Origin of the sequence: Corynebacterium sp. c25Ua_89 (assembly GCF_047459735.1) — a bacterium.
Classification (GTDB): Bacteria; Actinomycetota; Actinomycetes; order Mycobacteriales; family Mycobacteriaceae; genus Corynebacterium; species Corynebacterium simulans.
In genome coordinates, this window is record NZ_JASBOD010000007.1 from 100777 (window position 1) to 124285 (window position 23509).

The window sequence follows — 23509 nt, forward strand, 5'->3', positions numbered from 1 at the left end:
TTCTTTAGGGTTTCTATAGGGCTTGGTGCGTCACCCAAACCTGTTCTACGGATGGATGTGCCTAGGCAGCCGCCACATCAGCACAACGCTGGAGATGATAGCGATACCGCTGAAAATGAATAGGCCTGGATATGGCGCCTCGATTGGGATACTGAAGGTGTATGCGGCCCAGTTTATCGCGATTGCTAGGAAATAGACTAGGAGAATGCCTCCAGCGGCTGCGATGGTTCGCGTAGCGATACTTCTATTGTCAAGCGCTTTGAAGAGCATCCCTATCGCCGTGCCAGCATAGCCTGCAACGAGGTAAGTGGTCAGGAATGCCAGGACAGAAAGCAAATGAGCTAACCAAGTTGGAAGGGTGCCGGTATCGCCGTTGACAGCAACCTCAAAAGAGCTATTAACATCAACGCCTGCGGATACCGCGATGTAATGTGCTGCGGCGGCGAAAAGTCCAAAAAGAACGGAGCCCACGATGGCAAACCCGTGAGCTGCGATCTGCCACCGCTTCTGCGGCATATCGAGGCTGCGCAAAACCTTGAACTGCGAGGTTGCGCTTGCGCAAAGTATCGCCCAAAAGATAGCCGAGAAGATGATCCAGAAAGTGGGATTAACGCTAACTTGGCTGGAGTCATGCGGAACTAGGTAAACGCCCACGGCGAGCACAATGATGAGGGGTGCAAATACTGCGATTGTCTTTCGGTGTGCCGAAACGAGTGCGGTCATGGTGTTGCTCCTTTAAAGCTGTGCGGATACAAGTGAGTCGATGAGTTGGACGTCGTCTGGGAAATCGGTGTCTATGCCGTGGAGAGGAGTATTCAGCGGCTCCGCTAGTTGGACACGTACGCGAGAGGTTCGCCCGAGCTTTTGCTGGCTGACGACGCTCCCCGTGAGTGCGGCAACTGCGTCATCAACGGCACTGCTCTCGCCCGTGAACAGTGGATATAATTCCCGCTGTTCGTCGAGCAGAAGTGGACCAATCGCGCGGCCTTTCTGCACGACGATGAGCCCCTCAGCGAGGCCAGCGAGATCCTCGGCGCGATGTGAGGATAGAAGTAACGTCCAATCGTCGTTGTGGGATGCGTGTTCGATGATGACTTGGCGCAGTACCTCACGCGTCGGTACGTCTAGCCCAGTGAAAGGCTCATCCATCAGTGTGACAGGCGTGCGTGCAGCAAGAACGGTGATGTTGGCAATCAATTGGCGCTTGCCGGTGGAAAGCCTCGAGCAGACCTCTGAGGGGTGAAGCTCAAAGCGGGCTAGGAGACGGTTCGCATAGGCGATGTCGAGTTCACCTCGCGCTTTCTGGGCGATGTGAAGGTGATCTTTTACTGTGTGCCCCGCCAGCAAAATGTCAGCGCCGGTGCGTGCAAGGGCAGTTGGGGCAGTCTCGATAGAGCCGGATGTCATTGGAAGGTGACCCGCAATCGCTCTCATAAGCGTCGTCTTGCCCGCACCGTTGGTACCGATAATGCCGTAGATTCCGGGCTTCAATCGGATCGAGTGAGCGTGGAGAAAGTCCTTTACTCGGAGGTCTTTTGCCTCGATAGTGTGCATGGTTATTCTCCTTCGCTTTTGATGAGTTCGATGAGCTCAGCCGTTGTGATTCCGAGGGCTCGTGCTTCGGCTAGAAGCGGTGCGACGAAATCCTCGTGTAATGCGGCACGACGCTTTTCTGCAATGCGGGTGCGCGCTTCGGGAGTGACGAACATTCCAAGTCCGCGACGCTTTTCGAGCAGGCCTTCGTCGAAGAGCGCGGTTAAGGCCTTGGACGCTGTCGTGGGGTTGACTGAGTGGAATGCGGAAAGCTCGTTTGTGCTGGGGGCGCGGTCGCCGGGGGCGAGCTGGCTGGACATGATCATGTCGCGGATGCCGCTGGCGAGTTGTTGGTAGAGGGGGAGGGGATTGCCCATGAGACCTCTTTTCGGATGCGTGACTGATAACAAAGCGGTTTGTGGGTTTGTGGGTTTACCACCCATGTGGGTAACCCTAAATGAGCTTTGATGTATCGTCAAGGGCAAGCGGCAGAAGTGGAGGTTGATGCTCCGACCCTTGGTCGATTCGGCTGCAAATATAGGTGTGAAAGTTTTCGCAGTGCGGGGCCGTGACGTGGAATTTTCTGCAGCTGCGTGCCTTGACAATTATTTCGGGCAACCAACCGATTTGTTGTTACCGAGAATTAGTGGTCAACTATTTATATGTCAGATCACAATACGCAGCTGTCTGGCGCGACAGCACACAAAACGGAGTCTGAAGAAAGACTGTTCTTCGGGCATCCGTGGGGCCTAGCCAACCTATTTGGCATCGAGATGTGGGAGCGTTTCAGCTTCTACGGCATGCAGTCGATCGTCTTGCTCTATATGTACTACTCCGTTACCGATGGCGGACTGGGCATGGACAAGACCGCTGCAACGTCGGTGGTTGGTGCCTACGGCGGTCTGGTCTATATGGCCTGCCTTCTGGCCTCTTTGGTTGCAGACCGAATTTTGGGCCCGGAGCGCACCCTGTTCTACTCCGCGAACCTGGTGATGCTCGGCCATATCGCTCTGGCGTTTATTCCGGACGTTATTGGTCTGGCGATTGGTTTGGTTCTCATCGCCATCGGCTCTGGCGGCGTGAAGACCACCGCCCAGGTGGTGCTTGGCTCGCTATATAGCCGTGATGACACCCGCCGTGACGGTGGTTTCTCCATCTTCTACATGGGTGTCAACATCGGCGCTCTATTCGGCCCGTTGATCACAACGATCATATGGGGCTGGAAGGGATTCCACTGGGGCTTTGGCCTCGCGGCAATCGGCATGTTCGCGGGCCTGATTCAGTACACCCTGATGCGCAAGTCCACCATCAAGGATGCAGGCCACGAGGTCCCGAACCCTGCTAGCAGCAAGCAGATGCTGCTCGGCCTAGCTGCCGTCCTTGGCATCGTGGCAATTGCGGTAATTTCCATCGCAACCGGCGTTATCAAGGTCGATTGGCTATCCAACATCGTCACCGTCGTTGCGCTGTTGGCGGCAATCGTATTGTGGTGCCAGATGTACTTCTCCGAGCTGGTTGATGCGGAAGAAAAGAAGCGTCTGCTGGGATTTATCCCACTGTTTGTCTCTGGTGTTTTGTTCTTCGGTATCTTCCAGCAGCAGTTCACCGTCATGACCATCTACGCGGACGTGCGCTTGAACCGTAACTTCTTCGGCATCGAGATTCCGCCGTCACTGGTGCAGTCCTTCAACCCGATCTTCATCGTGATCTTCTCTGCGATTTTCGCAACGATGTGGACCAAGCTCGGTAACCGTCAGTGGTCCACGCCGGTGAAGTTCGGCGCCGCGAACATCATCATCGGTATTTCTTTGTTCTTCTTCCTGCCGTACTCCGGTACCGGTGCAAATTCCACGCCGATGTTTGCCATCATTGGCATCCTCTTCCTGTTCACCATGGGCGAGCTTTTGCTGTCCCCGGTTGGTAACGCGCTTGCTACGAAGGTCGCGCCACGTGCCTTCCCCTCCCGCATGATGGCGGTGTGGATGATGGCCGTTGCCATGGGTACCTCCCTGGCTGGCTCCCTGGCTGGTTTCTACAACCCGGAGGACGCTGGCGCGGAGAATACCTTCTTTATCTCCCTGGGCATCGCTTCCATCGTTCTGGGTCTGCTAGTCCTGGCAGTCAGCCGCTGGGTGGTTAAGAACTTCGCCACCTTCCGCTAAAAGGAGCCGATGCTTTCCGACGCCGTTGGTCTTAAGACCCGCGGCGTCGTCGCCGCTTTCTTGGTCTCTGCGTCGCCTGCTGAAAGTCGGCGCATAATGTGGGTGAACTGCGAAAAGGGAAGTCTCAAGGAGGGGTTGAGGCTGCGCCACGCGGAGGAATGAATGAGGGCGGTGTCGCGTTGATTTACTAAGGTGGAGGTATCTGTGGGACGCGCCCCTTTTTAAGGGCGCCGGATGCAAAGGATTGGCATCCTAGAATCTTCCCACCACAATCAATAATCAAAAGCGAGTGGAAAGACCTTAATGGCACGTATGCAAGAAAGCGCTGACCTGCTCAAGTGCTCCTTTTGTGGCAAGAGCCAGAAACAGGTGAAAAAGCTCATCGCCGGCGGCGGTGTCTACATCTGTGATGAGTGCATCGAGCTGTGTAATGAGATCATCGAAGAAGAACTCGGCGCAGCCGCCGCGGCTGACAATGCCGAGAAGGAAGTAAAGCTTCCGCGCCCTTCGGAGATTTCCTCCTTCCTTGATAAGTACGTCATCGGCCAGGACCAGGCCAAGCGCGTGCTTTCGGTGGCGGTTTATAACCACTACAAGCGCATCAAGGCAGAAGAAGCAGCGGGCCTGGAAAGCCGCCGCAAGAAAGTCGAGGATGAGGACGTCGAGATCGCTAAGTCCAACATCCTGCTGCTCGGTCCTACCGGTTCCGGCAAGACCTACCTTGCGCAGACGCTGGCTCGCATGCTGGATGTTCCTTTTGCTATCGCCGACGCCACCAGCCTTACCGAGGCCGGCTATGTGGGCGAGGACGTAGAAAACATCCTGCTCAAGCTCCTGCAGGCCGCAGACTTTGACGTAGAGCGCGCGCAGCGCGGCATCATCTACGTCGATGAGGTGGACAAGATTTCCCGCAAGTCTGAAAACCCATCCATTACTCGTGACGTTTCCGGTGAGGGCGTGCAGCAAGCCCTGCTGAAGATCTTGGAGGGCACCGTAGCCGCCATCCCGCCGCAGGGTGGCCGTAAGCACCCCAACCAAGAGTTCATCCAGCTCGATACCTCGAACATCCTGTTCATCGTTGCTGGCGCCTTTGCTGGCCTCGATAAAGTCATCGCAGAGCGCGTGGGCAAGAAGGGCGTGGGCTTTGGCGCGAAGCTCGAGACTGCCAGCGAGCGCGAGAAGCTCGACCTCTTCTCTGAGGTACGCCCTGAGGATCTCGTAAAGTTCGGACTTATCCCGGAGTTCATCGGCCGCTTGCCGGTTGTGGCCACCGTGGACAACCTCGATCGTGAGTCCTTGGTCAAGGTCTTGGTGGAGCCGAAGAACTCGCTCATCAAGCAATATCAGCGCCTCTTCGAGATGGATGGCGCGGAACTGGTCTTCGCAGACGAGGCCTTGGGCTCCATTGCCGAGCTCGCGCTTGAGCGCAAGACCGGCGCTCGTGGCTTGCGCGCCATCATGGAGGAGCTGCTCGTTCCCATCATGTATGACCTGCCAGACCGCGAGGACATCACGGCCGTGCACATTACCGAGGCCTGCGTTAAGGGCGAGGGCGAGCCGGAGTTTGTCTACTCTGACGCTGAAAAGGAATCTGCCTAGCTAGCGCGTTTCCCTCTAGCCCACATGTAAAAAGAGCCGCCTTCTAAAAGGCGGCTCTTTTAGGCTTTATTCGTAAATATCCGATGCGGCCTGCTCTTCGTCGCTGGAGTAGATATCCTGCGGGCTAGCGTCGTTGTCTTCGTCGGCGGCGCTGGTGGTGAGGTAGGAGCTGTGCCCGGAATCCGGGATGTTGGTGGTAAGGAATGCCAGGACTGCGTCGACAGTCATGCGGTGCATGCCGTCGGTGTTTTCGGGGCTGCGCATGTCGATGTCCAACAAATTCTGCATCATCGAGCGATTGGTCACGCGGTACATCGTGAGGGAGGCAATGAGGGTGAAGATATCGTTGGCCGAAATGCCCGGGCGGAAGGCGCCGGAGTCCTGGCCCAGCATCAGAAGTTTGTCCAAGTGAAGGAAAACTTCGGAGACGTCGATTAGCGCGTGGCCGCCATCAAGCGCGCCGGTGGAGGATTCCATCGTCATCATGCGGATGGCCTCTGGGTGCTCAACGTGCTGCTTGAAAAGCCAGTCTACGAGCGTGCGTACGCCTTCCACTGGGACTGCAGAGTCCAGCTCAAGGCTGCCTGCCGGTGGGTTGAGGAGGCGTGCCGCAACCGTGAGGGCCTGCTGGTACAGGCCCTTTTTGTCACCAAAGTGGTAATGGATCATGCGCTTGGACATGCCGGCGAGGCGGGAAATGTTGTCCAACTTGGTGTCAGCGAATCCCAACTCGGAGAACTGCTCGATGGCGACGTCGATTACTTTGTCGACGGAGCCCGTAAGCTCGGCGGTGCCGACGGAATCGGGCGAAGCCGAATCAGTGGCGTCCATGGTCATTGTTTCCGTCCTTGTAAGTCCTGTGCGAGATGAATCTGTTCCTTTAAGACTCTTTCTTTCTCCTTCCTATAGTGCCCAAAAACCAACTTTTCCGAGTTTCAAGTGAAAATAAAGTCATGAACTGCGGGACATTTGGGGGTAATTTTCGCAATTTTGTTATCTCGATTGACTCCAAAAGAGGGGGAATAACCTGCTGCATAAGTTCTGCGCGCAAGGCTAAGGTGGGCTTTAAGAACACGTTTGTTTCACCACATCCCGCAGGAGGATTGCACATGACTGAGTCAGCATTGAAGCCCGTCAAAGTAACCGTTACTGGGGCAGCCGGTAACATCGCTTATTCGCTGCTGTGGCGCATCGCTGCTGGCGACGTCTACGGAAAAGACACCCCGGTAGAGCTCGCGCTGCTCGAAATCCCTGACGCTGTAGGCGCCGCAGAAGGCGTGGCCATGGAGTTGGCTGACTCCGCTTTCCCGCTGCTGCGCGGCATCACCGTCACCGATGACCCAGCAGTGGCCTTCAAGGACACCAAGGCCGCCTTCCTCGTGGGCGCGCGCCCGCGCTCCAAGGGCATGGAGCGTGCGGACCTCCTCGAGGCCAATGGCGCCATCTTCACCGTCCAGGGCAAGGCCATCAACGATCACGCCGCGCGCGACGTCCGCGTGCTCGTTGTCGGTAACCCGGCCAACACCAATGCCTACATCGCCGCCCAGAGCGCACCAGACCTGGACGCCAGCCAGTTCAACGCACTCATGCGTCTAGACCACAACCGCACGCTCAGCCAGCTTTCGCTCAAGACCGGCACGCCAACCGCAGAGTTCACCAAGGTGGCCGTCTGGGGCAACCACTCCGCCACCCAGTTCCCAGACCTTAGCTACTCCAACGCGGAGGTAGATGAGAAGTGGTACACCGAGGAGATGATTCCGAAGGTGGCCAAGCGCGGCGCGGAAATCATCGAGGTCCGCGGTCATTCCTCCGCTGCTTCTGCTGCCTCTGCTGCAGTCGATCACATGCACGACTGGATCCACGGCACCGAGGATTGGCGCACCGCCGCGGTGGTTTCCGATGGCTCCTATGGCGTGGACGAGGGCCTTATCTTTGGTTTCCCCACCGTGGCCAAGAACGGCACCTGGGAAATCGTGCAGGGCCTAGAGCTTGGTGAGTTCCAGACCGAACGCATCCAGGCCAACGTGGAGGAGCTGCGCGCTGAGCGCGAAGCCGTCCAGCACCTGCTTTAATCGAGCAGCAGGTTATCGATAAGCCGCACCGGACCCACGAATGCGGCAACCAACGCTAGGGCAGGGCGCGCTGCAGCAGCCACCGGCTCTAGCGTTTTCGGATCCACCACCGTCAGGTAGTCCAGCTTCACGCCCTCGCTGGCATCCAGCGCCGCGGCGGCCTGCGTTACGTCGGCGAAGGCGCCGTCGCGAAGCGCAAACAGCGTGCGCGATAGCGCCAGAGCCTGGTCACGCTCCTTCGTGCTGAGCCTTTGATTGCGGCTCGATTCCGCCAGACCATCTGCCGCGCGGACGATGGGTGCCGCCACAATCTCCACCGGCAGGTCGAGATCTGCCACCATGCGCCGAATCACCGCCACCTGCTGGGCATCCTTTTGCCCGAAGTAGGCGCGGGTGGGCTGCACGATAGTAAAGAGCTTGGTCACCACCGTGGCCACACCATCGAAGTGGCCTGGGCGGGAAGCCCCCTCGAGCACCTCACCCATGCGCCCAGTGCGCACCCACACTAACGGGGTACCAGACGGATACATCTGTTCCACGCGCGGCGCGAAAACCGCATCCACGCCAATTAATTCCAAGAACTTCGCGTCACCTTCCAGATCCCGCGGGTAGTTCCGGTAGTCATCGCACTCGCCCAAATCACTAAACTGCAGCGGATTTACAAACACCGAGACCACGACCACGTCGTTGTCTTGGCGTGCGCGCTTAACCAGCGCGCCGTGCCCGGCATGCAGAGCACCCATGGTCGGCACCAATCCCACGCTCCGCCCGGCAGCGGCCTGCTCCGCGCGGAAAGCACGCAGCTGCGAAATAGTTTCAAAAACCTGCATTACTCAAACCTCAAAGACTAGTCGCTGAAGGATTCCGCCTCATTCGGGAACGCGCGCGAGTGAACGTCGGCGGCGTAGGAACGCGCGGCTTCGGCAAGCAAACGCCCCGCCGCCCTCAATCTTGACCGCCTGCGCGCCCTTAGCCTTCGCCTTGGCAAAGAAACGAGTACGCAGGCGCGCCGGGGAAGTTCCAGGATGCGAAGACATGACAGACAATGTATCCAGCCGCCGGCGCCCGCGGTGCCGATTTCGCCCAATGGGGGTGAAAAGCCAGTTGACCGACAGGGTAGACTTGTCCGGGTGACTGAGCAGAACAACGCTGTAGATAAAGAGCAACTAGTAGGCACTAACCGTGCTGACGCGCTTCCGAAGTCCTGGGAGCCGCAGACGGTAGAAAAGGACCTCTACGAGTCCTGGGTGGAAGCCGGCTACTTCACTCCGGATGCCACCAGCGAGGCAGAGCCTTATTCCATCGTGCTGCCGCCACCCAACGTGACCGGCCAGCTGCACATGGGCCACGCCCTAGACCACACACTTATCGACTCCATCATTCGCCGCAAGCGCATGCAGGGTTATGCCACCCTGTGGCTGCCGGGCGCCGACCATGCGGGTATCGCCACCCAGACCAAGGTCGAGTCCAAGCTGAAGGAGACCGAGGGCAAAAAGCGCTGGGATTATGAGCGCGAGGAGTTCATCTCCAAGGTCTGGGAGTGGAAGGAAGAATACGGCGGCACCATCCAGAACCAGATGCGTGCCATTGGTGACTCCGTGGACTGGTCCCGCGAGCGCTTCACCCTGGACGAGGGCCTGTCCCGCGCGGTCCAGACCATCTTTAAGCAGCTTTTCGACGCCGGCATGATCTACCAGGCCCACCGCCTGGTCAACTGGTCCCCAGTTCTGGAGACCGCGGTCTCTGACATCGAGGTTGTTTACAAGGACGTCGAGGGCGAGCTCGTGTCCATCCGCTACGGATCGCTAAACGACGACGAGCCGCATCTCATCGTGGCCACCACCCGCGTGGAGACCATGCTTGGCGACGTCGCGATTGCCGTCCACCCCGATGACGAGCGCTACAAGGACCTGGTGGGACAGGAGTTTGCCCACCCATTCCGCGATGATCTCAAGCTCAAGGTCATCGCTGATGATTACGTGGACATGGAATTCGGCACCGGCGCCGTGAAGATCACCCCGGCCCACGACCCAAACGACTACCAGATGGGCCTGCGCCACAACCTGGACATGCCCACCATCATGGACTCCACAGGCCACATCGCGAACACCGGCACCAAGTTCGATGGCCTGACTCGCGAGGAAGCACGCGTGGAGATCCGAGAAGCGCTGCGCGAACAGGGTCGCATCGTCAAGGAGATCCGCCCTTACGTCCACTCCGTTGGTCACTCCGAGCGCTCCGGCGAGCCGGTCGAGCCGCGCCTTTCCCTACAGTGGTTCGTGGCGGTAGAAAAGCTGGCCAAGTACTCCGGCGACGCCGTGCGCGAGGGCGATACCAAGATTCACCCGACCTCCCTCGAGCCGCGTTACTTCGAGTGGGTCGATGACATGCACGACTGGTGCATCTCCCGCCAGCTGTGGTGGGGTCACCGAATCCCGATCTGGTACGGCCCGGAGACCACCGACGCCGAGGGCAACACCACCCGCGATATCGTCTGCGTTGGCCCTGACGAGGAGCCGCCGGCAGGCTACGAGCAGGATCCAGACGTTCTGGATACCTGGTTCTCGTCTGCGTTGTGGCCGTTTTCTACGCTGGGCTGGCCAGAAAAGACTCCGGACCTGGAAAAGTTCTACCCAACCAACGTGCTGGTCACTGCCTACGACATCCTGTTCTTCTGGGTCGCCCGCATGATGATGTTCGGCACCTTCGCTGGCGTCCAGACCCCAGAGCTGCTCAACGCCGGTTCTTCCGCGGAGCGCGATGGCCGCCCGCAGATTCCTTTCCACGACATTTACCTGCATGGCTTGGTTCGCGATGAGCAGGGCCGCAAGATGTCGAAGTCCCTGGGCAACGGCATCGACCCGATGGACTGGGTCCGCGACTACGGCGCGGATGCCCTGCGCTTTACCCTGGCGCGTGGCGCAAACCCGGGCGTCGATCTGCCGCTGGGCTCCGACGCTGCTGCGGCTTCCCGTAACTTCGCCACTAAGCTTTTCAACGCCACCAAGTTCGCGCTCATGAACGGCGCTGGCGTGGCGGAGCTGCCGGCACGCGAGGAGCTAACCGACGCCGACCGTTGGATCCTGGACCGCGCCGAAGAGGTCCGCGTCAAGTTCGACGCTTACCTGGATGACTACCAGTTCTCCAAGGCCAACGAGCTGCTCTACCACTACATCTGGGATGAGCTGTGTGACTGGTACCTGGAGATTGCCAAGTCCCAGATTCCGCGCGACGTCGATTCGGCAGATACGTCAGACGCGGAGCGGCTGACCGGACGCAACACTCAGATCGTCCTGGGCCGCGTCCTCGACGTCGTCCTGCGCCTTTTGCACCCAACCATGCCTTTTGTCACCGAGGTCCTGTGGAAGGCACTAACGGGCGGCGAGTCAATCGTGATTGCCCCGTGGCCAACCGCGGCCGATACTAACGGCGGCGTGGCCACCGACGAGGTTGCCGCTCGCCGTATCGCGGATGCCGACAAGCTCATCACCGAGCTGCGCCGCTTCCGCTCTGACCAGGGCGTTAAGCCTTCGCAGAAGGTCCCAGGCCGCCTGGACTTCGCCTCGGTGGACCTTGCAGGTCAGGAGAACCTGGTGCGCAACCTGGCTAATACCACCGTGCCGGAAGAGGGCTTTACCGCCTCTGCTTCCATCGAGGTACGCCTTTCCCAGGGCACCGTCGAGGTCGCCCTCGATACCTCCGGCGCAGTCGACGTCGAGGCCGAGCGCAAGCGCCTGGAAAAGGATCTGGCCAAGGCTAACAAGGAGCTCGATCAGACCGGAAAGAAGCTGGCTAATGAGTCCTTCCTAGCCAAGGCTCCGGACGAGGTCGTGGAGAAGATCCGCACCCGCCAGCAGGTGGCACAGGAAGAAGTCGACCGCATCACTGCACGCTTGGAGGCACTTAAGTAGTGAGCAAGCGAGAAGATCGCGAGGAATACGAACTCGTCGACGCCCTGCAAGAGGGTACTGAGGGCGGCCCCGTGGAGATCACGGAGTCCGGCCTGCAGCTCAACCTCGGCATGGGCGCGGAAGACGAGTACGAGGAAGCCGCTCCCATCGAGGTCAGCCCGGAGGAACTGGAAGCGCTAGCGCTTGTCGACGCCGAGCTCAACGCCCGCGCGCCCGAAACCCAGATCGCTCCGAGCCTGGAGCGCATCCAAGCGTTGATGGATTTGCTGGGTAACCCGGAGAAGTCCTTCCAGGTCATCCACGTCGCGGGCACGAATGGCAAGTCTTCGACTTCCCGCATGATCGACTCCTTGCTGCGCGCCTTCCACCGCCGCGTCGGATTGGTGACGAGCCCGCACCTGCAGCTGGTCACCGAGCGCATCGGCATCGATGGCCGCCCGATTCACCCGCGTGACTTCGTGCGCATTTGGGGCGAAATCAAGCCTTATGTCGAGATGGTCGACGCGCGCTCGGACATTCCGATGTCCAAGTTCGAGGTGCTGGTGGCCATCTCTTATGCGGCCTTCGCCGACGCGCCAGTCGACGTCGCCGTGGTCGAGGTCGGCCTCGGCGGCACCTGGGATGCCACCAACGTGGTCAACGCCGAGGTCTCCGTCATCATGCCGGTGGGCCTCGACCACACCGACTACCTGGGCGATACCCTCGCCGAGATCGCGGGGGAGAAGGCCGGCATCATCAAGGCGCGCGAGCACGACGATGATGACGTCCTCGCCCCGCGCGAGAACATCGCCATTATCGCGGAGCAGGAGCCGGAGGCGATGTCCGTCATCCTGCAGCGCACCGTCGAGGTTGGCGCGGGTGTGGCGCGCTCCGGCAGCGAGTTCGCGGTGCTGGAGTCCCGCATCGCGGTCGGCGGCCAGCAGCTGAACATTCAGGGCTTGGGCGGCCTATACGAAGACGTCTTCCTGCCGCTGCACGGCGAGCACCAAGCTAAAAACGCCGGCGTGGCGCTGGCTGCGGTCGAGGCCTTCTTCGGGGCGTCGGCAGGCAAGCCGCTCGATGCGGCCACCGTGCGCAACGGCTTTGCGCAGGCTATCTCTCCCGGCCGTCTGGAACGCGTGCGCACCAGCCCCACGACCTTCGTCGATGCCTGCCATAACCCGCACGGCGCGAAGGCCCTAGGCGCGGCCCTTGACCGCGACTTCGACTTCGCTCGCCTCGTTGGCGTCATCAGCATCTTCGAAGACAAAGATGCCCTTGGCATATTGGAGGCCCTCGAGCCTTATCTCACTGAGGTCGTCATCACGCAAAACTCTTCTCCGCGCGCCCGCGACGCCTACGAGCTGGCAGAGCTCGCCCGCGACATCTTCGGCGAAGAGCGCGTGTATGTGGCCCTGGATCTACCCGGCGCTTATGCCCAAGCAGTCGAGCTGGCTGAGGATGCGGAAGTTCAGTCTGGCTCGGGTATCGTCATCACGGGTTCCGTCGTCACTGCCGGCGACGCCCGCGCGATGTTTGGAAAGGATCCCGCATGAGTCAGTCCCGCCGCACCAACCGCAACGAGGTGCCGGAATCTGAAATCAGTCCGCTCGGTCTCGGCAAGGCACCGGTCAAAGACCCGCTCAAGCAGTTTGGCGGGATGGTGGTGGCCAGCTCTCTGACCATGGAGCTGCTCACCCTCGTGCTGGCGCTGCCACTTTTGTACAAGCTTTACGACGGCACGCTGTGGACCCCGTTTAACTACTCCGTAGTGATTGGCATGGCTGTGCTGCTGCTCGTTAGCTTTGCGTTCATGAACAAGCCGTGGATTGTCAACGCCATGATTGCGCTGCACGTGCTCGCTATCATCTTGGGCTTTATGATCCACTGGTCCATCGCGGCCATCTTCATCATCTTTGGCCTGCTGTGGCTTATGGCTTCTTACATGCGCGGCATCATCGTCGAGCGCATGAAGCGCGGATACCTCACCACCCAGCACCTAAACGCCTCGCAGCCGCGCCAATAGCCACGTAGACTTTGCAGGCATGCGCTATCTCTACTTTTTCCTCGCGGCACTGGGCTGCATTGCGGCCTTGCTGCTGCGCGCAATGACCGGGCAGCCTTGGATGCCGCTGGTTGCGCTGCTTGCTGCCGCCGCGTTCCTGGCGCTCGGCCTGTGGCAATCGGCGCGCCCCGCCACGCCCGTTAGCGAAACAGATCTTTCAGAAGATCAGCGAGCCGAACTTAACCGACTGCTGGAAAACGGCCAGTTCGGCACCGCCGTAAAACAGGTGCAGCTGTGGTTTAAGGGGACCGATTACAACCACGCGGAGAAAATCGTGCGCGGGCTAAACCAAACATCTCACCCCTAGCGCGAGACGCGGCGGAATAGCTTTAGTACTATGGCAGCCATGACTGAACGTACACTCATTCTCATCAAGCCAGACGGCGTTAAGAACGGCCACGTCGGTGAAATCATCACCCGCATTGAGCGCAAGGGCCTGAAGCTGGTTGCTATGGATCTGCGCGTTGCAGACGAGGCTACCGCTAAGAAGCACTACGCAGAGCACGAGGACAAGCCATTCTTCGGTGACCTCGTTGAGTTCATTACCTCCGCACCGCTGGTTGCTGGCGTTGTTGAAGGCGAGCGCGCTATCGAGGCATGGCGCCAGCTGGCTGGCGGCACCGACCCAGTTTCCAAGGCCACCCCGGGCACCATCCGCGGCGACTTCGCTCTGACCGTCGGCGAGAACATTGTTCACGGCTCTGACTCCCCAGAGTCCGCTGAGCGCGAGATCTCCATCTGGTTCCCGAACCTGTAAAAGCATCTAGCTTTTTAGCCCGCATTCGCTTGGTGAGTGCGGGCTTTCTTCGTGCTTGGCGCCCCTTCTCCTTCGCTGGCGCCGTGTCTGCACCGCGTTGGCGCCGTATCTGCACTGCGCTGGCGCCGTATCTGCACCGCGCCTGCGCAATTTGCCAAATATGCCGCCAAAACCACCCCGTTTTAGCGCACTATTTGGCAAAATGTGCGGCCCAAGCCCCAGCAGCCCTCAGCTAACGCCTCCGCGCCTCATGCATGCTCCGAACACCCAACTCGGTCAGCGTGACATCCCAGGTGCGAGTGTTATCGGAATGGCGCACACCGCGCAGCTTCACTACGCCGGTCTTTTCCAGCTCCAGCACGCGTTTTTCGAGGCCTTCCTCCTGCCCGGTGATGTAACCCAACTGCTTGACGCTCACGATATTGCCTTCCACAGCACCGGCTGCCACCAGCGCTGAGACAATATCGGCGTAGTCGGTTACAGCCTGCAAGGTCGTCTCGGTGATTCCCTCGATCGAAGAATGCTCCAGCGTCTTGCGGATGCGCCGCCGCCCCGTACGGTACGGGCCCGTAAATGAGGCCCAACCGCCAAGCGTGAACGCCGGCACCATGTAGATAGCCTTGCAGACAGTTAGCACGATAGGTGAGATAGTGGCATCTGGGACGAGGCCGACGTCATCGGCCAGCCACAGAATTGGCGCACCCACCACCGGCAGGAAGGGGCCGATATAGGCCAAGGAGGAGTAGTCGCCCGACTTATGCTCCTCGCGCACGGCCTGAATCATCTTAGGCTTTTTGCGCAGAATGTTGATGCCCGCCAGCACACTAAGCACGATGCAAATGCCCACCAACACGTACTGGCCTGAATAGTGCCCCAAGTCCGGATTGGATAAAGCAAAAGCGAGGGAAAGCGGAATCGAGCCGATAAAAATATCGCGCATCGAAATCTCGTTACGGGCCCGAGCCTGCGCCACCGTGCGCGGTGCGTGCTCAGGAATTGCGAGTTCTTTTTTCTCCTCAGGCGCTTCCATGTCCGACATCTTGCCACAGGTGGCTTATATCTCGTGGGGCTTGGTTTGGCTAAAGCACAGCTTGCCGACGTCCTGTGCCACAATGGGAAGCAGAAAATTTCATACCGCACCATACATTCCGGCCCCCTCGTGTGGCTGCAGAAAGCCTGTGTCAGTCAAAAGGTGCTGATTATGTTGCCTGCGCCCGGGGATTGTGCCGCTGATTTTGTCAGGAGAAGGTCACCAGATGGCGACTAAGAAGACTACGAAGACTACAAAGAATACGAAAACTGAAAACTCATATGCTGCTGCAGCAGCTTTCGCCGCAAAGATTGACCGCGAAGCTTTTGCAGAAAAGACCCGCCTTTATACAGTGGCAAAGCAGCTGGGGCTTAGCTCCAAAGAGCTCGTTGCTGAATACGCCGAGCTGGGCCTGAAAAAGGCCGCGCAATCCTCCCTCACGCGGGAAGAGGTAGGCCAAGTCCTCGATGCCGTCATCGCCAAGGCGGGCGATGGCGAGGCCCAAGAGAACAAGCAAGAAAACAGGAAGGCAACAAAAAAGAAGGCTGCCGCCGAGCCTGCTGAGGTCAAAGACGAGCAGGACGATGCCAAGCTGCGCTACCGCGTGCGCAAGAACGTCGCCAACGAGATTTCCCAGATCGAGGAAAAGATCGAGGCCGAGCTCGCCGAAACCGCTGAGACCGTCGAAGACACCGCGCAGCCAGAAGAAGCTGAGCATACGGACACGGGCACCGTCGACGTCGAGAAGCTGCATGAGGCGCTAGTAGAAGCCGGCGATGAATTCGACGAAGACGAGTATGCGCCCGTCATTACACCGATGCCGCAGGACGAGCCAGAGGTCTACGACTTCGCTCCTATCTTCATGGCGCCGAAGCTGGAAAAGCCGCAGCCGCGTGAGACGGAGGAGACCTCCGAGGAAGCTCGCAGCGGTGGTCGCCGACGCGGTAGCCGTGGTACGTCCCGTGGCCGTGGGGCACAGGGGCATGAGCACGAGACCGAGACTATCGAGGAGCCCAAAGCAATCAAGGGTTCCACTCGCATCGAAGCGCAGCGCCGTCGTCGCGCCGAGTTGCGTGAGAAGGGCCGAGAGCGTCAGCACATCGTCTCCCAGGCGGAGTTCTTGGCGCGTCGGGAATCCGTCGAGCGCACCATGGTCGTGCGCGACAAGGAGCGCGCCGATGGTGCTGGCATCATCACGCAGGTTGGCGTCCTCGAAGACGATCTCCTTGTAGAGCACTTCGTCACCACTGAGGCCCAGGCCTCGCTCATCGGCAATATCTACTTGGGTCGTGTGCAAAACGTCCTGCCTTCGATGGAGGCTGCCTTCATCGACATCGGGCAGGGCCGCAACGGCGTGCTTTATGCCGGTGAAGTGGATTGGCGTTCTGCTGGCCTGGGCGGCCGCGGACGCAAGATCGAAAATGCGCTCAAGTCCGGTGATCAGGTCCTGGTCCAGGTTGCTAAGGACCCAATCGGTCACAAGGGCGCGCGTCTGACCACCCAGATTTCCCTGGCCGGCCGTTACCTGGTCTATGTCCCAGGTGGCCGCAGCGCGGGTATTTCCCGCAAGCTGCCAGTTCCGGAGCGCAAGCGCTTGAAATCCATTTTGGAGCGCGTTGTGCCTGGCGACGGCGGCGCAATCATCCGCACCGCAGCCGAGAACGTCTCCGAAGAGGCCATTTCCACCGACGTCAACCGCCTCCATGACCTGTGGGAGGACATTACTCGCCGCGCTGAGCACGAGAAGTCCACCAAGGGTGCCAAGCCGGTGACCATGTATGAAGAGCCGGATCTTTTGGTTAAGGTCGTCCGAGACCTTTTCAACGAGGACTTCACCAAGCTCATCGTTGACGGCAAGCGTTCCTTCAACACCGTCAGCGCCTATGTTGAGTCCATGGCGCCCGATCTCGCAGACCGCGTGGAGAAGTACGACGCACGCAGCAACGGCGGGGAAGACGCCTTTGTTACCTACCGCATCGATGAGCAGCTGCATAAGGCGCTCAGCCGTAAGGTATGGCTGCCTTCCGGCGGCACCTTGGTCATTGACCGCACTGAGGCCATGACCGTGATTGACGTCAACACCGGCAAGTTCACCGGTTCCGGCGGCAACCTGGAGGAGACGGTCACCCGTAACAATCTTGAGGCTGCCGAGGAAATCGTGCGCCAGATGCGTCTGCGTGATTTGGGCGGCATGATTGTCGTGGACTTCATCGACATGGTTCTGCCGGAGAACCAGGAGCTGGTTCTGCGCCGCCTCAAGGAGGCCTTGGGTCGTGACCGCACGCGCCACCAGGTCTCTGAGGTCACTTCGCTGGGTCTGGTGCAGATGACCCGTAAGCGCCTGGGCACCGGCTTGGTGGAGACCTTCTCCACCGAGTGCGAGACCTGCCATGGCCGCGGCATCATCATCCACGAGTACCCAGTGGAAGAAGAGCAGGATACTCACGGAGGCCACGAGCACAAGGGGCGCCGCCAGCGTCGCGAACGCCGTCACCCAGAACATGATCCGCAGCAGCATCCGGCTGCCGTTGCCATGCACCGCCACGAGGATGAACAGGACCAAGAGCAACAGGGGGAAAAGAAGACCTCCATCGAGGAACTCGTAGCTGGCATTGTCGTGGGCGAGGAAGAGCAGGACGAGCAGAAGGGCAATAAGAAGCGCCGCAACCGTCGTAGTCGCCGCGTCCAGCGTGAGGAAAGGAAGCCTCAGGACGCTGGTACTTCTGCTGAAGACATCGCAAGCATCGGTTACGCTGCTGCCGATAACGCCGCAGAGCTTGACGACGTCGCGGAGTTCAGCTCGTACGTTGCCGACGAAGAAGAGCAGCCACGCGATGATAAGCGCAAGAGCGGACGCGGCCGTCGTCGTAGCGTGCGTTCGAATGCTCCGAAGCAGCAGGAAAGCGATAAGCAGCAGACCTACGAGGAAGCCGTCGCAGAGTTCGAAGCTTCGCCGCGTCGTAAGCGTCGCACTCGTGGCAACTCGCGTTCCGACCACCGCCCGCAGCCGCAGGACTTTCTGGCTCCGGCTGAAAAGGAAGCGCCCACCGAGGAAACGGTGGAGCGCAAGCCGAAGGCTGAGCTAAAGCGAGTGCGTGGTCGTCGCCGCGTTGTTCGCCAGAGTGCTGCAAAACCAAAGAATGACCCCGTGGTAGAGCCCGAGGCAGAGGAAGCAGCAGAGCCTGCAGCTACCGAAACCAAGGTCATTCGCCGTGGCCGCAAGCGAGCGGTCCGCAAGACGGTGGCTCGTAAGTCCGCGCAGTCAGCAGCAGAAAAAACCCAGGAAAATCCACCTAAGAACAGGGAAAATCGCCAGGCTGAGCAGGAAAAGGGGCGTGCATCTGGCAAGAGTGGCAGTGGGCGCGGACGGCGTCGCGTAGCACGGCGCAGCGCAAAGTAGGCCTTCGCCACGCGGGAGAGAAAATACGCAGTTTGTATTTTCTACCCGTGACGGGGTAGTCTTTGACAGTCGCTGTTTAGACCACGAATGCGCTGCATCGGCCGAGTCGTTGTTTTGCGCGGGCGCCACACATAGCGCCAGGGATAAACGCAATAAGTAATTGTCCATTCAGAAGTGGCTCACCCTGCCGCTTCTGAGCCGAGTTTAGATAAGGGGTAACCCTCTATGTACGCGATCGTCAAGACCGGCGGAAAGCAGTACAAGGTTGCTGAAGGTGACCTCGTCAAGGTCGAGAAGATCGAGGGTGAGCCGGGTACGTCCGTAGCTCTCACCCCGGTTCTGCTCGTCGATGGCGCAACCGTTAAGGCTAAGGCTGCTGACCTAGAGAAGGTCTCCGTCTCTGCTGAGATCGTCGAGCAGGGCAAGGGCCCGAAGATCGACATCTTGAAGTACAAGAACAAGACTGGCTACAAGAAGCGTCAGGGCCACCGTCAGCCGCTGACCGTTCTGAAGGTAACCGGTATCAAGTAAGCCTTAACCGGCTCGAGAAATCCCTGAAGGAGGGAAAACCACATGGCACACAAGAAGGGTGCTTCCAGCTCCAGCAACGGTCGCGACTCTGAGTCCAAGCGTCTCGGCGTCAAGCGCTTCGGTGGTCAGCAGGTTAAGGCCGGCGAGATCATCGTGCGTCAGCGCGGCACCAAGTTCCACCCAGGTGAGAACGTTGGTCGCGGTGGCGACGATACCCTGTTCGCACTCGAGGCAGGCGCTGTTGAGTTCGCTATCAAGCGCAACCGCCGCATCGTGAACATCGTTCCGGCTGAGCAGGCTGCAGTTGAGGCTTCTGCCTAATTCATACCGTAAAAGGTCTGATTCCGATTTTTCGGAGTCAGACCTTTTTACGTTTTTGTATTTGCGCCTTCCTTTTCAGGAAAATTGTCCGGCTTTACAGAAAGATATTAACCAAATAAAAAAAGATCCGATGTATTAATTCTTCTCTTATGTTCACCGTGTGGGTGGGAAAAGCACAAAACGGGGGCAAGAGAGCCGAGTTTCACGGCGTTATGTGTGACGATTGTGTGGTTTTGTGACCGAATAGCGTGGGTAAAGATGATTTCATGGGTTGTGGGGCTGCTGACGATTTATTAGGCTTGAGCTGCTAAATGTTCAGCGGGCGCCGATATTAACGCCCTCGATGCCCCAGTTTGATGGGGGAATAGGATTCCCTATGTCCAAGTTCTCTATGCGCTTGGCAGCGATTATTGCTGCAAGCACCGTTTCCGTCGCGGGCGCTGGATTTGCCGCTCCCGCACTTGCACAGACCACCTCCGAGGCCGGCGCTGAGGCGACCCCGGGGGCTGCGGCCAATGCCGACCTCGTTGATGCAAACCACGAAATCGAGCTCATCATCAACAAGCGTCTGGGTGACCCTGGCGCAACCGATACCACCGCCCTCGGCGGCATCACTTTCCGTGTGGAAAAGGTCAACAACGTAGACCTGACCACCCAAGAAGGTTGGGCAGCCGCTGCTAATCTCACCGCTGCAACTGCCACCGATGTCACTGAAGTAGGCACTATTGAGACCAACGAGCAGGGCACCGCTTCAATGACCACCGCTAATACTCCGGAATTCACGGTTGGCCTCTACAAGATCACGGAGGTGCAGAGCGGTAACTACACCGCTGCAGCTCCGTTCCTGGTAGCGCTGCCGCACTCGGAGGATGGTAAGTGGTCTTATACCCAGACGGTGAGCCCGAAGAACCAGCAGGTTAACCCTTCCAAGCAGGTCGATGACACCAACGCCACCATCGGTTCTGATCTGCGCTACACCATCAATGCCCCGGTTCCGGCTGGTGAGTTGACCCGTTTCAACATCGTCGACCCGTTGAATCCAAACCTCTCACTCAAGGCTGACGGCATCACCGTCGAGGCACAGGGCGCTGAAGCTCTAACTTTGACGAAGGGCACTGATTACACTGTCGATACCGCTAACAACACCCTGCGTATCGAATTTACCCAGGACGGCCGCACCAAGCTGCAGAATGCTCGTAAGTCCGACCCAACCCTGAAGGTTGTGGCCGGCTTTGATGCCACCATCGTTTCCATTCCGTCTGATACTGGCCAGATCACCAACAAGGCAACCATCGAGCTGCCGAACAACGCCACCGTTGATACCAACGGCGATGATCCGACCACTCCGGATGTCACCGAAGATAACCCCACCTCGACCACCTTCGGTAACCTGACCATCACCAAGACCTCCACCAACGGCGATGACCCGCTAGCAGGTGCGGAGTTCGAGCTGTACCAGTGCAAGGTCTCCGACCAGGACTCCACTAAGTACGAGCTGCTGGGTGATGCATTGACCGTTGCTACCACCCAGACCGGTAGCCCTTCCACCAAGCTCATCACCTCCGGCGGTGACAACCGTTCCTCCACGGCACAGGGCTACGGCGTTCCGATCAGCTCCTTCGCTGCAAACACCGGCACCACCAACAATGACTACTGCGTGCTGGAAACCAAGGCGCCGGAAGGCTACGTCCGCAACCCAGAGCCGCAGCACGTGACCATCGACGTCAACGCACGCACCCTGGCAGTCAGCGTTGAGAACCAGAAGAACAACATCATCAACCAGCTGCCGGCAACCGGTGCATGGGGTATCGTTCTGGTCTTCCTCGTCGGCCTGCTTCTGCTGGCTCGCGGCTTGTACACCTCTTACAAGGACAACCGCGCCCAGGCCTAAGGAGGCCATGTGAAGGGAAAGCGCAGGCGTAATCCACGCGGGGTTATCTACCTCGTCTTGGCGATGCTCGTGTTTCTCAGCCCCGTGGTGTTGACCCACTACAAAAATGTGGAGCAGCACCGCATCGCGGAGAACTATTCGCGCGGCGTCGACAAGCTGCCCGAGCGAGAGCGCGAGGAAGCTTTCGCCGAGGCGCAGGCTTATAACGCCCAGCTGCCAGAGGTGGGCGCTCCCGACCCATGGGTCAATGGAGTTGATACCTCCTCGCCGGATTACCAGCGCTACCTTGACACGCTGCACCAGATTGGTGCAATGGCGCGTGTTCGCGTTCCATCGGTGGGCATAGACTTACCCGTCTATCACGGCACATCGACTGGTGTTCTCGCGCATGGAGTGGGGCATCTGTACGGCACGGCGCTTCCCGTTGGCGGGGAAGGAAACCACGCGGTTCTTACCGGTCACACCGGCCTTGCCACCCTGACTATGTTTGACAACCTCACTCATATCAAGGTGGGGGATGTCTTCACGGTTGAGGTTATGGGCAAGACCATGGCTTATAAGGTGGACCAGATTGAGACGGTTCTTCCCGATCAAGTGGAGGCCTTACGTGCCGACGAAGGCCGCGACTTATTGACCTTGGTGACGTGTACTCCGTACGGCATCAACAGCCATCGCTTGCTGGTCCGCGGCGAGCGCACCGAGCTACCTGCTGAGCTTGACCAGAGCTATCACTCGCCGTGGCAGCCATGGATGATCGCAGCCATTTTCATTGCGACATTGGTACTGCTCTACCTGCTGTGGTGGTTCCTGGCAGGGCGTAAGCGAAAGAAAAAAGAAGAAGAATTAGAGGAATCCTAACGTGACTACCAGAGGGCGATGTGAGGCATTGATGCGCTTGGCCGTTGGCCTGTTCTTTGCGTGCGCCTTGATCGTCGCTGTCTCGCCGGCGCCAGCGCATTCGGCAAGCACTGGTAGTTTGTCTGTTCACAAGAGTGCTGACCCAGAAGGCATCAACTCCAACGTTGGTGCTGTCTTCGTCGTCCGTCAGCTTCTTGGGCTGCCCTTGGCAAGCCCAGAAGAACTCGGGCAGATGGTTCAGGATAATCCTGCCTTGTTGACTTCGAAGCCTGGCATGGAGCTCGGGCCTGAGATTGTTGCAACTACTGATGAGACCGGTACTGCAAAGTTTACAGGCCTGTCAGAAGGCGTGTACCAAGTAACTGAGCGGCCCCGACGCACCGACAATTCCTACGAGGATGTGGCAAGCCCTTTCCTCGTCCCCGTAAAGAATGACGTGCAGGCTGAAATCAGTGCCAAAGCGCAGCCGGTGATTGTCGATAAAACAGTGGACGCTCGATCAGTCGAGGTTGGAGCTGTGTTGGACTATCGCATCAGGACGTCGCTGCCGCCTTGCGACGCCCAAGGAAAGCTCCACCAGTTTGTCGTGCTCGATGAGCTGGATCCGCGTCTTGCGTTTCGGCGTCTAAAGTCCATTACCGTGAGCAACCTCAATGGCTCGCGAACTTTGGAGGACGGGCGTGATTTTCGCACAACCCTTGACGGTAACTCAGTTGAGATCGTGATGGAACAGTCTGGTCTAGACATTCTGGCGAAGGCACGGCTCGGCAATCCGGAGACCCGTGTGGAAATTCACTTGGAAGCAGAAGTGCGCTCTTCTGCAACTGTTGGCGATGTCATCACCAACATTGCGCGCTTTAGCCCCGACGGCTACTGCCTACCAAACCTAAGTCCCAGTGTTTCGACCTTGGCGTATTCCGATGCTAACGGCCGTCAAGTAACTGAGCGCGTTGTTCTTGCTGCGGCTGAACAGTGCCGTGGCGATCAGCCTGCCACTATCCAGTCCACTCCAGCGAAAGTCGTCGTTGTAGGCAAAAATCATCCGATCGATGACAACGATGACGATCGTGATGGAAAAACCCAGCCGGGTTCCGAGACTCATGGGCATCCCGATTCTCCGAGCAGCGGGGTAGTCGACGATGCTGGCAATGACAGCAAGGGTAACGGCGTCGGCGAGCAAGCAAAGCGTATTGCCGGCAAGATTGCCGACAACCTCGCAAGCACCGGCGCCAGCGTGATCGGCATCGTGCTCGCTGCGATTACCGCATTGGTGCTGGGCTTTATTCTCGTTCGCAGGCGCGACGAGGATGACGATGACAATGAAGGAGATGGTCGCGTATGAGGGTACGCCCGGCCAACCTATTTCATTCCTCACACACAATCTTTTCCGCAGGAGCATT

21 protein-coding genes are annotated in these 23509 nt (G+C 58.9%); 14 read left to right on the forward strand and 7 right to left on the reverse strand.

All coding sequences use genetic code 11. The features are described from left to right. Window positions 1-45: 45 nt before the first annotated feature. The 3 genes from QKB66_RS10775 to QKB66_RS10785 are packed head-to-tail and all read right to left on the reverse strand — an operon-like array spanning window position 46 to window position 1910. Window positions 46-723, reverse strand: coding sequence for a hypothetical protein (locus tag QKB66_RS10775; protein WP_284841783.1), 678 nt, complete (start codon window positions 721-723; stop codon window positions 46-48). A gap of 12 nt (window positions 724-735) precedes the next feature. Then, on the reverse strand, window positions 736-1554 hold the full coding sequence (locus tag QKB66_RS10780) for an ATP-binding cassette domain-containing protein (RefSeq protein WP_414253273.1): 819 nt from the start codon (window positions 1552-1554) through the stop codon (window positions 736-738). A 2-nt stretch (window positions 1555-1556) separates the two neighbouring features. After that, complete coding sequence (locus QKB66_RS10785; RefSeq protein WP_061924149.1) at window positions 1557-1910, reverse strand: GntR family transcriptional regulator; 354 nt, start codon at window positions 1908-1910, stop codon at window positions 1557-1559. 285 nt (window positions 1911-2195) lie between these two features. On the opposite strand from QKB66_RS10785, the gene QKB66_RS10790 reads away from it, so the two are divergent. After that, a complete protein-coding gene (locus QKB66_RS10790; protein WP_414253274.1) occupies window positions 2196-3695 on the forward strand; it encodes a peptide MFS transporter in 1500 nt (499 codons plus the stop codon). Window positions 3696-3998: 303 nt separating this feature from the next. Further along, window positions 3999-5294, forward strand: a complete 1296-nt coding sequence (gene clpX / locus QKB66_RS10795; protein ID WP_061924143.1) for an ATP-dependent Clp protease ATP-binding subunit ClpX — start codon at window positions 3999-4001, stop codon at window positions 5292-5294. 66 nt (window positions 5295-5360) lie between these two features. On the opposite strand, the gene QKB66_RS10800 is transcribed toward clpX, so the two are convergent. Further along, window positions 5361-6131, reverse strand: a complete 771-nt coding sequence (locus QKB66_RS10800) for a TetR/AcrR family transcriptional regulator (protein ID WP_061924139.1) — start codon at window positions 6129-6131, stop codon at window positions 5361-5363. 272 nt (window positions 6132-6403) lie between these two features. On the opposite strand from QKB66_RS10800, the gene QKB66_RS10805 reads away from it, so the two are divergent. Continuing rightward, the gene (locus tag QKB66_RS10805) at window positions 6404-7366 is read left to right on the forward strand and encodes a malate dehydrogenase (RefSeq protein WP_061924137.1); all 963 of its coding nucleotides are present in this window, start codon (window positions 6404-6406) and stop codon (window positions 7364-7366) included. On the opposite strand, the gene panC is transcribed toward QKB66_RS10805, so the two are convergent. Continuing rightward, complete coding sequence (panC, locus tag QKB66_RS10810; protein WP_414253275.1) at window positions 7363-8196, reverse strand: pantoate--beta-alanine ligase; 834 nt, start codon at window positions 8194-8196, stop codon at window positions 7363-7365. The genes QKB66_RS10805 and panC overlap by 4 nt on opposite strands. Window positions 8197-8235: 39 nt before the next feature. Next, window positions 8236-8403 (reverse strand): hypothetical protein, encoded by a 168-nt coding sequence (locus tag QKB66_RS10815; RefSeq protein ID WP_311518586.1) that lies wholly within the window; start codon window positions 8401-8403, stop codon window positions 8236-8238. A gap of 93 nt (window positions 8404-8496) precedes the next feature. On the opposite strand from QKB66_RS10815, the gene QKB66_RS10820 reads away from it, so the two are divergent. Genes QKB66_RS10820 through ndk form a run of 5 tightly spaced genes read left to right on the forward strand, consistent with a single transcriptional unit; the run spans window position 8497 to window position 14078 of the window. Further along, window positions 8497-11277, forward strand: coding sequence for a valine--tRNA ligase (locus QKB66_RS10820; protein ID WP_414253276.1), 2781 nt, complete (start codon window positions 8497-8499; stop codon window positions 11275-11277). After that, entirely contained in the window at window positions 11277-12812 is a 1536-nt protein-coding gene (folC, locus tag QKB66_RS10825) for a bifunctional tetrahydrofolate synthase/dihydrofolate synthase (protein ID WP_414253277.1), read from the forward strand. Before QKB66_RS10820 ends, folC begins: the two co-directional genes overlap by 1 nt. Beyond that, window positions 12809-13282 carry a DUF4233 domain-containing protein gene (locus QKB66_RS10830; protein WP_248092973.1) on the forward strand — a complete coding sequence of 158 codons (474 nt, stop codon included), beginning with the start codon at window positions 12809-12811 and terminating at the stop codon, window positions 13280-13282. Before folC ends, QKB66_RS10830 begins: the two co-directional genes overlap by 4 nt. Before the next feature lie 19 nt (window positions 13283-13301). Continuing rightward, window positions 13302-13628, forward strand: coding sequence for a hypothetical protein (locus QKB66_RS10835; RefSeq protein WP_248092974.1), 327 nt, complete (start codon window positions 13302-13304; stop codon window positions 13626-13628). Window positions 13629-13667: 39 nt separating this feature from the next. Next, entirely contained in the window at window positions 13668-14078 is a 411-nt protein-coding gene (gene ndk / locus QKB66_RS10840) for a nucleoside-diphosphate kinase (RefSeq protein ID WP_070455949.1), read from the forward strand. 232 nt (window positions 14079-14310) lie between these two features. On the opposite strand, the gene QKB66_RS10845 is transcribed toward ndk, so the two are convergent. Next, window positions 14311-15108, reverse strand: a complete 798-nt coding sequence (locus tag QKB66_RS10845) for a hypothetical protein (RefSeq protein WP_248092975.1) — start codon at window positions 15106-15108, stop codon at window positions 14311-14313. A gap of 226 nt (window positions 15109-15334) precedes the next feature. On the opposite strand from QKB66_RS10845, the gene QKB66_RS10850 reads away from it, so the two are divergent. From QKB66_RS10850 to QKB66_RS10875, 6 genes are all read left to right on the forward strand, one after another. Beyond that, window positions 15335-18508, forward strand: coding sequence for a translation initiation factor IF-2 N-terminal domain-containing protein (locus QKB66_RS10850; protein ID WP_414253278.1), 3174 nt, complete (start codon window positions 15335-15337; stop codon window positions 18506-18508). A gap of 225 nt (window positions 18509-18733) precedes the next feature. Further along, window positions 18734-19039, forward strand: a complete 306-nt coding sequence (rplU, locus tag QKB66_RS10855; protein ID WP_061924117.1) for a 50S ribosomal protein L21 — start codon at window positions 18734-18736, stop codon at window positions 19037-19039. Between the two features lie 42 nt (window positions 19040-19081). Further along, a complete protein-coding gene (gene rpmA, locus QKB66_RS10860) occupies window positions 19082-19360 on the forward strand; it encodes a 50S ribosomal protein L27 (protein WP_005531747.1) in 279 nt (92 codons plus the stop codon). A gap of 376 nt (window positions 19361-19736) precedes the next feature. Next, window positions 19737-21251 (forward strand): SpaH/EbpB family LPXTG-anchored major pilin, encoded by a 1515-nt coding sequence (locus tag QKB66_RS10865; RefSeq protein WP_248092977.1) that lies wholly within the window; start codon window positions 19737-19739, stop codon window positions 21249-21251. A 9-nt stretch (window positions 21252-21260) separates the two neighbouring features. Then, a complete protein-coding gene (locus QKB66_RS10870; RefSeq protein WP_414253279.1) occupies window positions 21261-22109 on the forward strand; it encodes a class C sortase in 849 nt (282 codons plus the stop codon). 1 nt (window position 22110) lies between these two features. Further along, on the forward strand, window positions 22111-23451 hold the full coding sequence (locus tag QKB66_RS10875) for an isopeptide-forming domain-containing fimbrial protein (protein ID WP_414253280.1): 1341 nt from the start codon (window positions 22111-22113) through the stop codon (window positions 23449-23451). The last annotated feature ends 58 nt before the right edge of the window (window positions 23452-23509 follow it).

Excerpts from the sequence above, each read along its gene's own strand:
- rpmA (WP_005531747.1), top strand. The coding sequence starts at position 19,082 with ATGGCACACAAGAAGGGTGCTTCCAGCTCCAGCAACGGTCGCGACTCT.
- QKB66_RS10790 (WP_414253274.1), top strand. The coding sequence starts at position 2,196 with ATGTCAGATCACAATACGCAGCTGTCTGGCGCGACAGCACACAAAACG.
- QKB66_RS10850 (WP_414253278.1), top strand. The coding sequence starts at position 15,335 with ATGGCGACTAAGAAGACTACGAAGACTACAAAGAATACGAAAACTGAA.
- QKB66_RS10780 (WP_414253273.1), bottom strand. The coding sequence starts at position 1,554 with ATGCACACTATCGAGGCAAAAGACCTCCGAGTAAAGGACTTTCTCCAC.
- ndk (WP_070455949.1), top strand. The coding sequence starts at position 13,668 with ATGACTGAACGTACACTCATTCTCATCAAGCCAGACGGCGTTAAGAAC.
- QKB66_RS10815 (WP_311518586.1), bottom strand. The coding sequence starts at position 8,403 with ATGTCTTCGCATCCTGGAACTTCCCCGGCGCGCCTGCGTACTCGTTTC.
- QKB66_RS10830 (WP_248092973.1), top strand. The coding sequence starts at position 12,809 with ATGAGTCAGTCCCGCCGCACCAACCGCAACGAGGTGCCGGAATCTGAA.
- QKB66_RS10785 (WP_061924149.1), bottom strand. The coding sequence starts at position 1,910 with ATGGGCAATCCCCTCCCCCTCTACCAACAACTCGCCAGCGGCATCCGC.
- QKB66_RS10865 (WP_248092977.1), top strand. The coding sequence starts at position 19,737 with ATGTCCAAGTTCTCTATGCGCTTGGCAGCGATTATTGCTGCAAGCACC.
- rplU (WP_061924117.1), top strand. The coding sequence starts at position 18,734 with ATGTACGCGATCGTCAAGACCGGCGGAAAGCAGTACAAGGTTGCTGAA.
- QKB66_RS10805 (WP_061924137.1), top strand. The coding sequence starts at position 6,404 with ATGACTGAGTCAGCATTGAAGCCCGTCAAAGTAACCGTTACTGGGGCA.
- panC (WP_414253275.1), bottom strand. The coding sequence starts at position 8,196 with ATGCAGGTTTTTGAAACTATTTCGCAGCTGCGTGCTTTCCGCGCGGAG.
- QKB66_RS10775 (WP_284841783.1), bottom strand. The coding sequence starts at position 723 with ATGACCGCACTCGTTTCGGCACACCGAAAGACAATCGCAGTATTTGCA.
- clpX (WP_061924143.1), top strand. The coding sequence starts at position 3,999 with ATGGCACGTATGCAAGAAAGCGCTGACCTGCTCAAGTGCTCCTTTTGT.
- QKB66_RS10835 (WP_248092974.1), top strand. The coding sequence starts at position 13,302 with ATGCGCTATCTCTACTTTTTCCTCGCGGCACTGGGCTGCATTGCGGCC.
- QKB66_RS10845 (WP_248092975.1), bottom strand. The coding sequence starts at position 15,108 with ATGGAAGCGCCTGAGGAGAAAAAAGAACTCGCAATTCCTGAGCACGCA.
- QKB66_RS10800 (WP_061924139.1), bottom strand. The coding sequence starts at position 6,131 with ATGACCATGGACGCCACTGATTCGGCTTCGCCCGATTCCGTCGGCACC.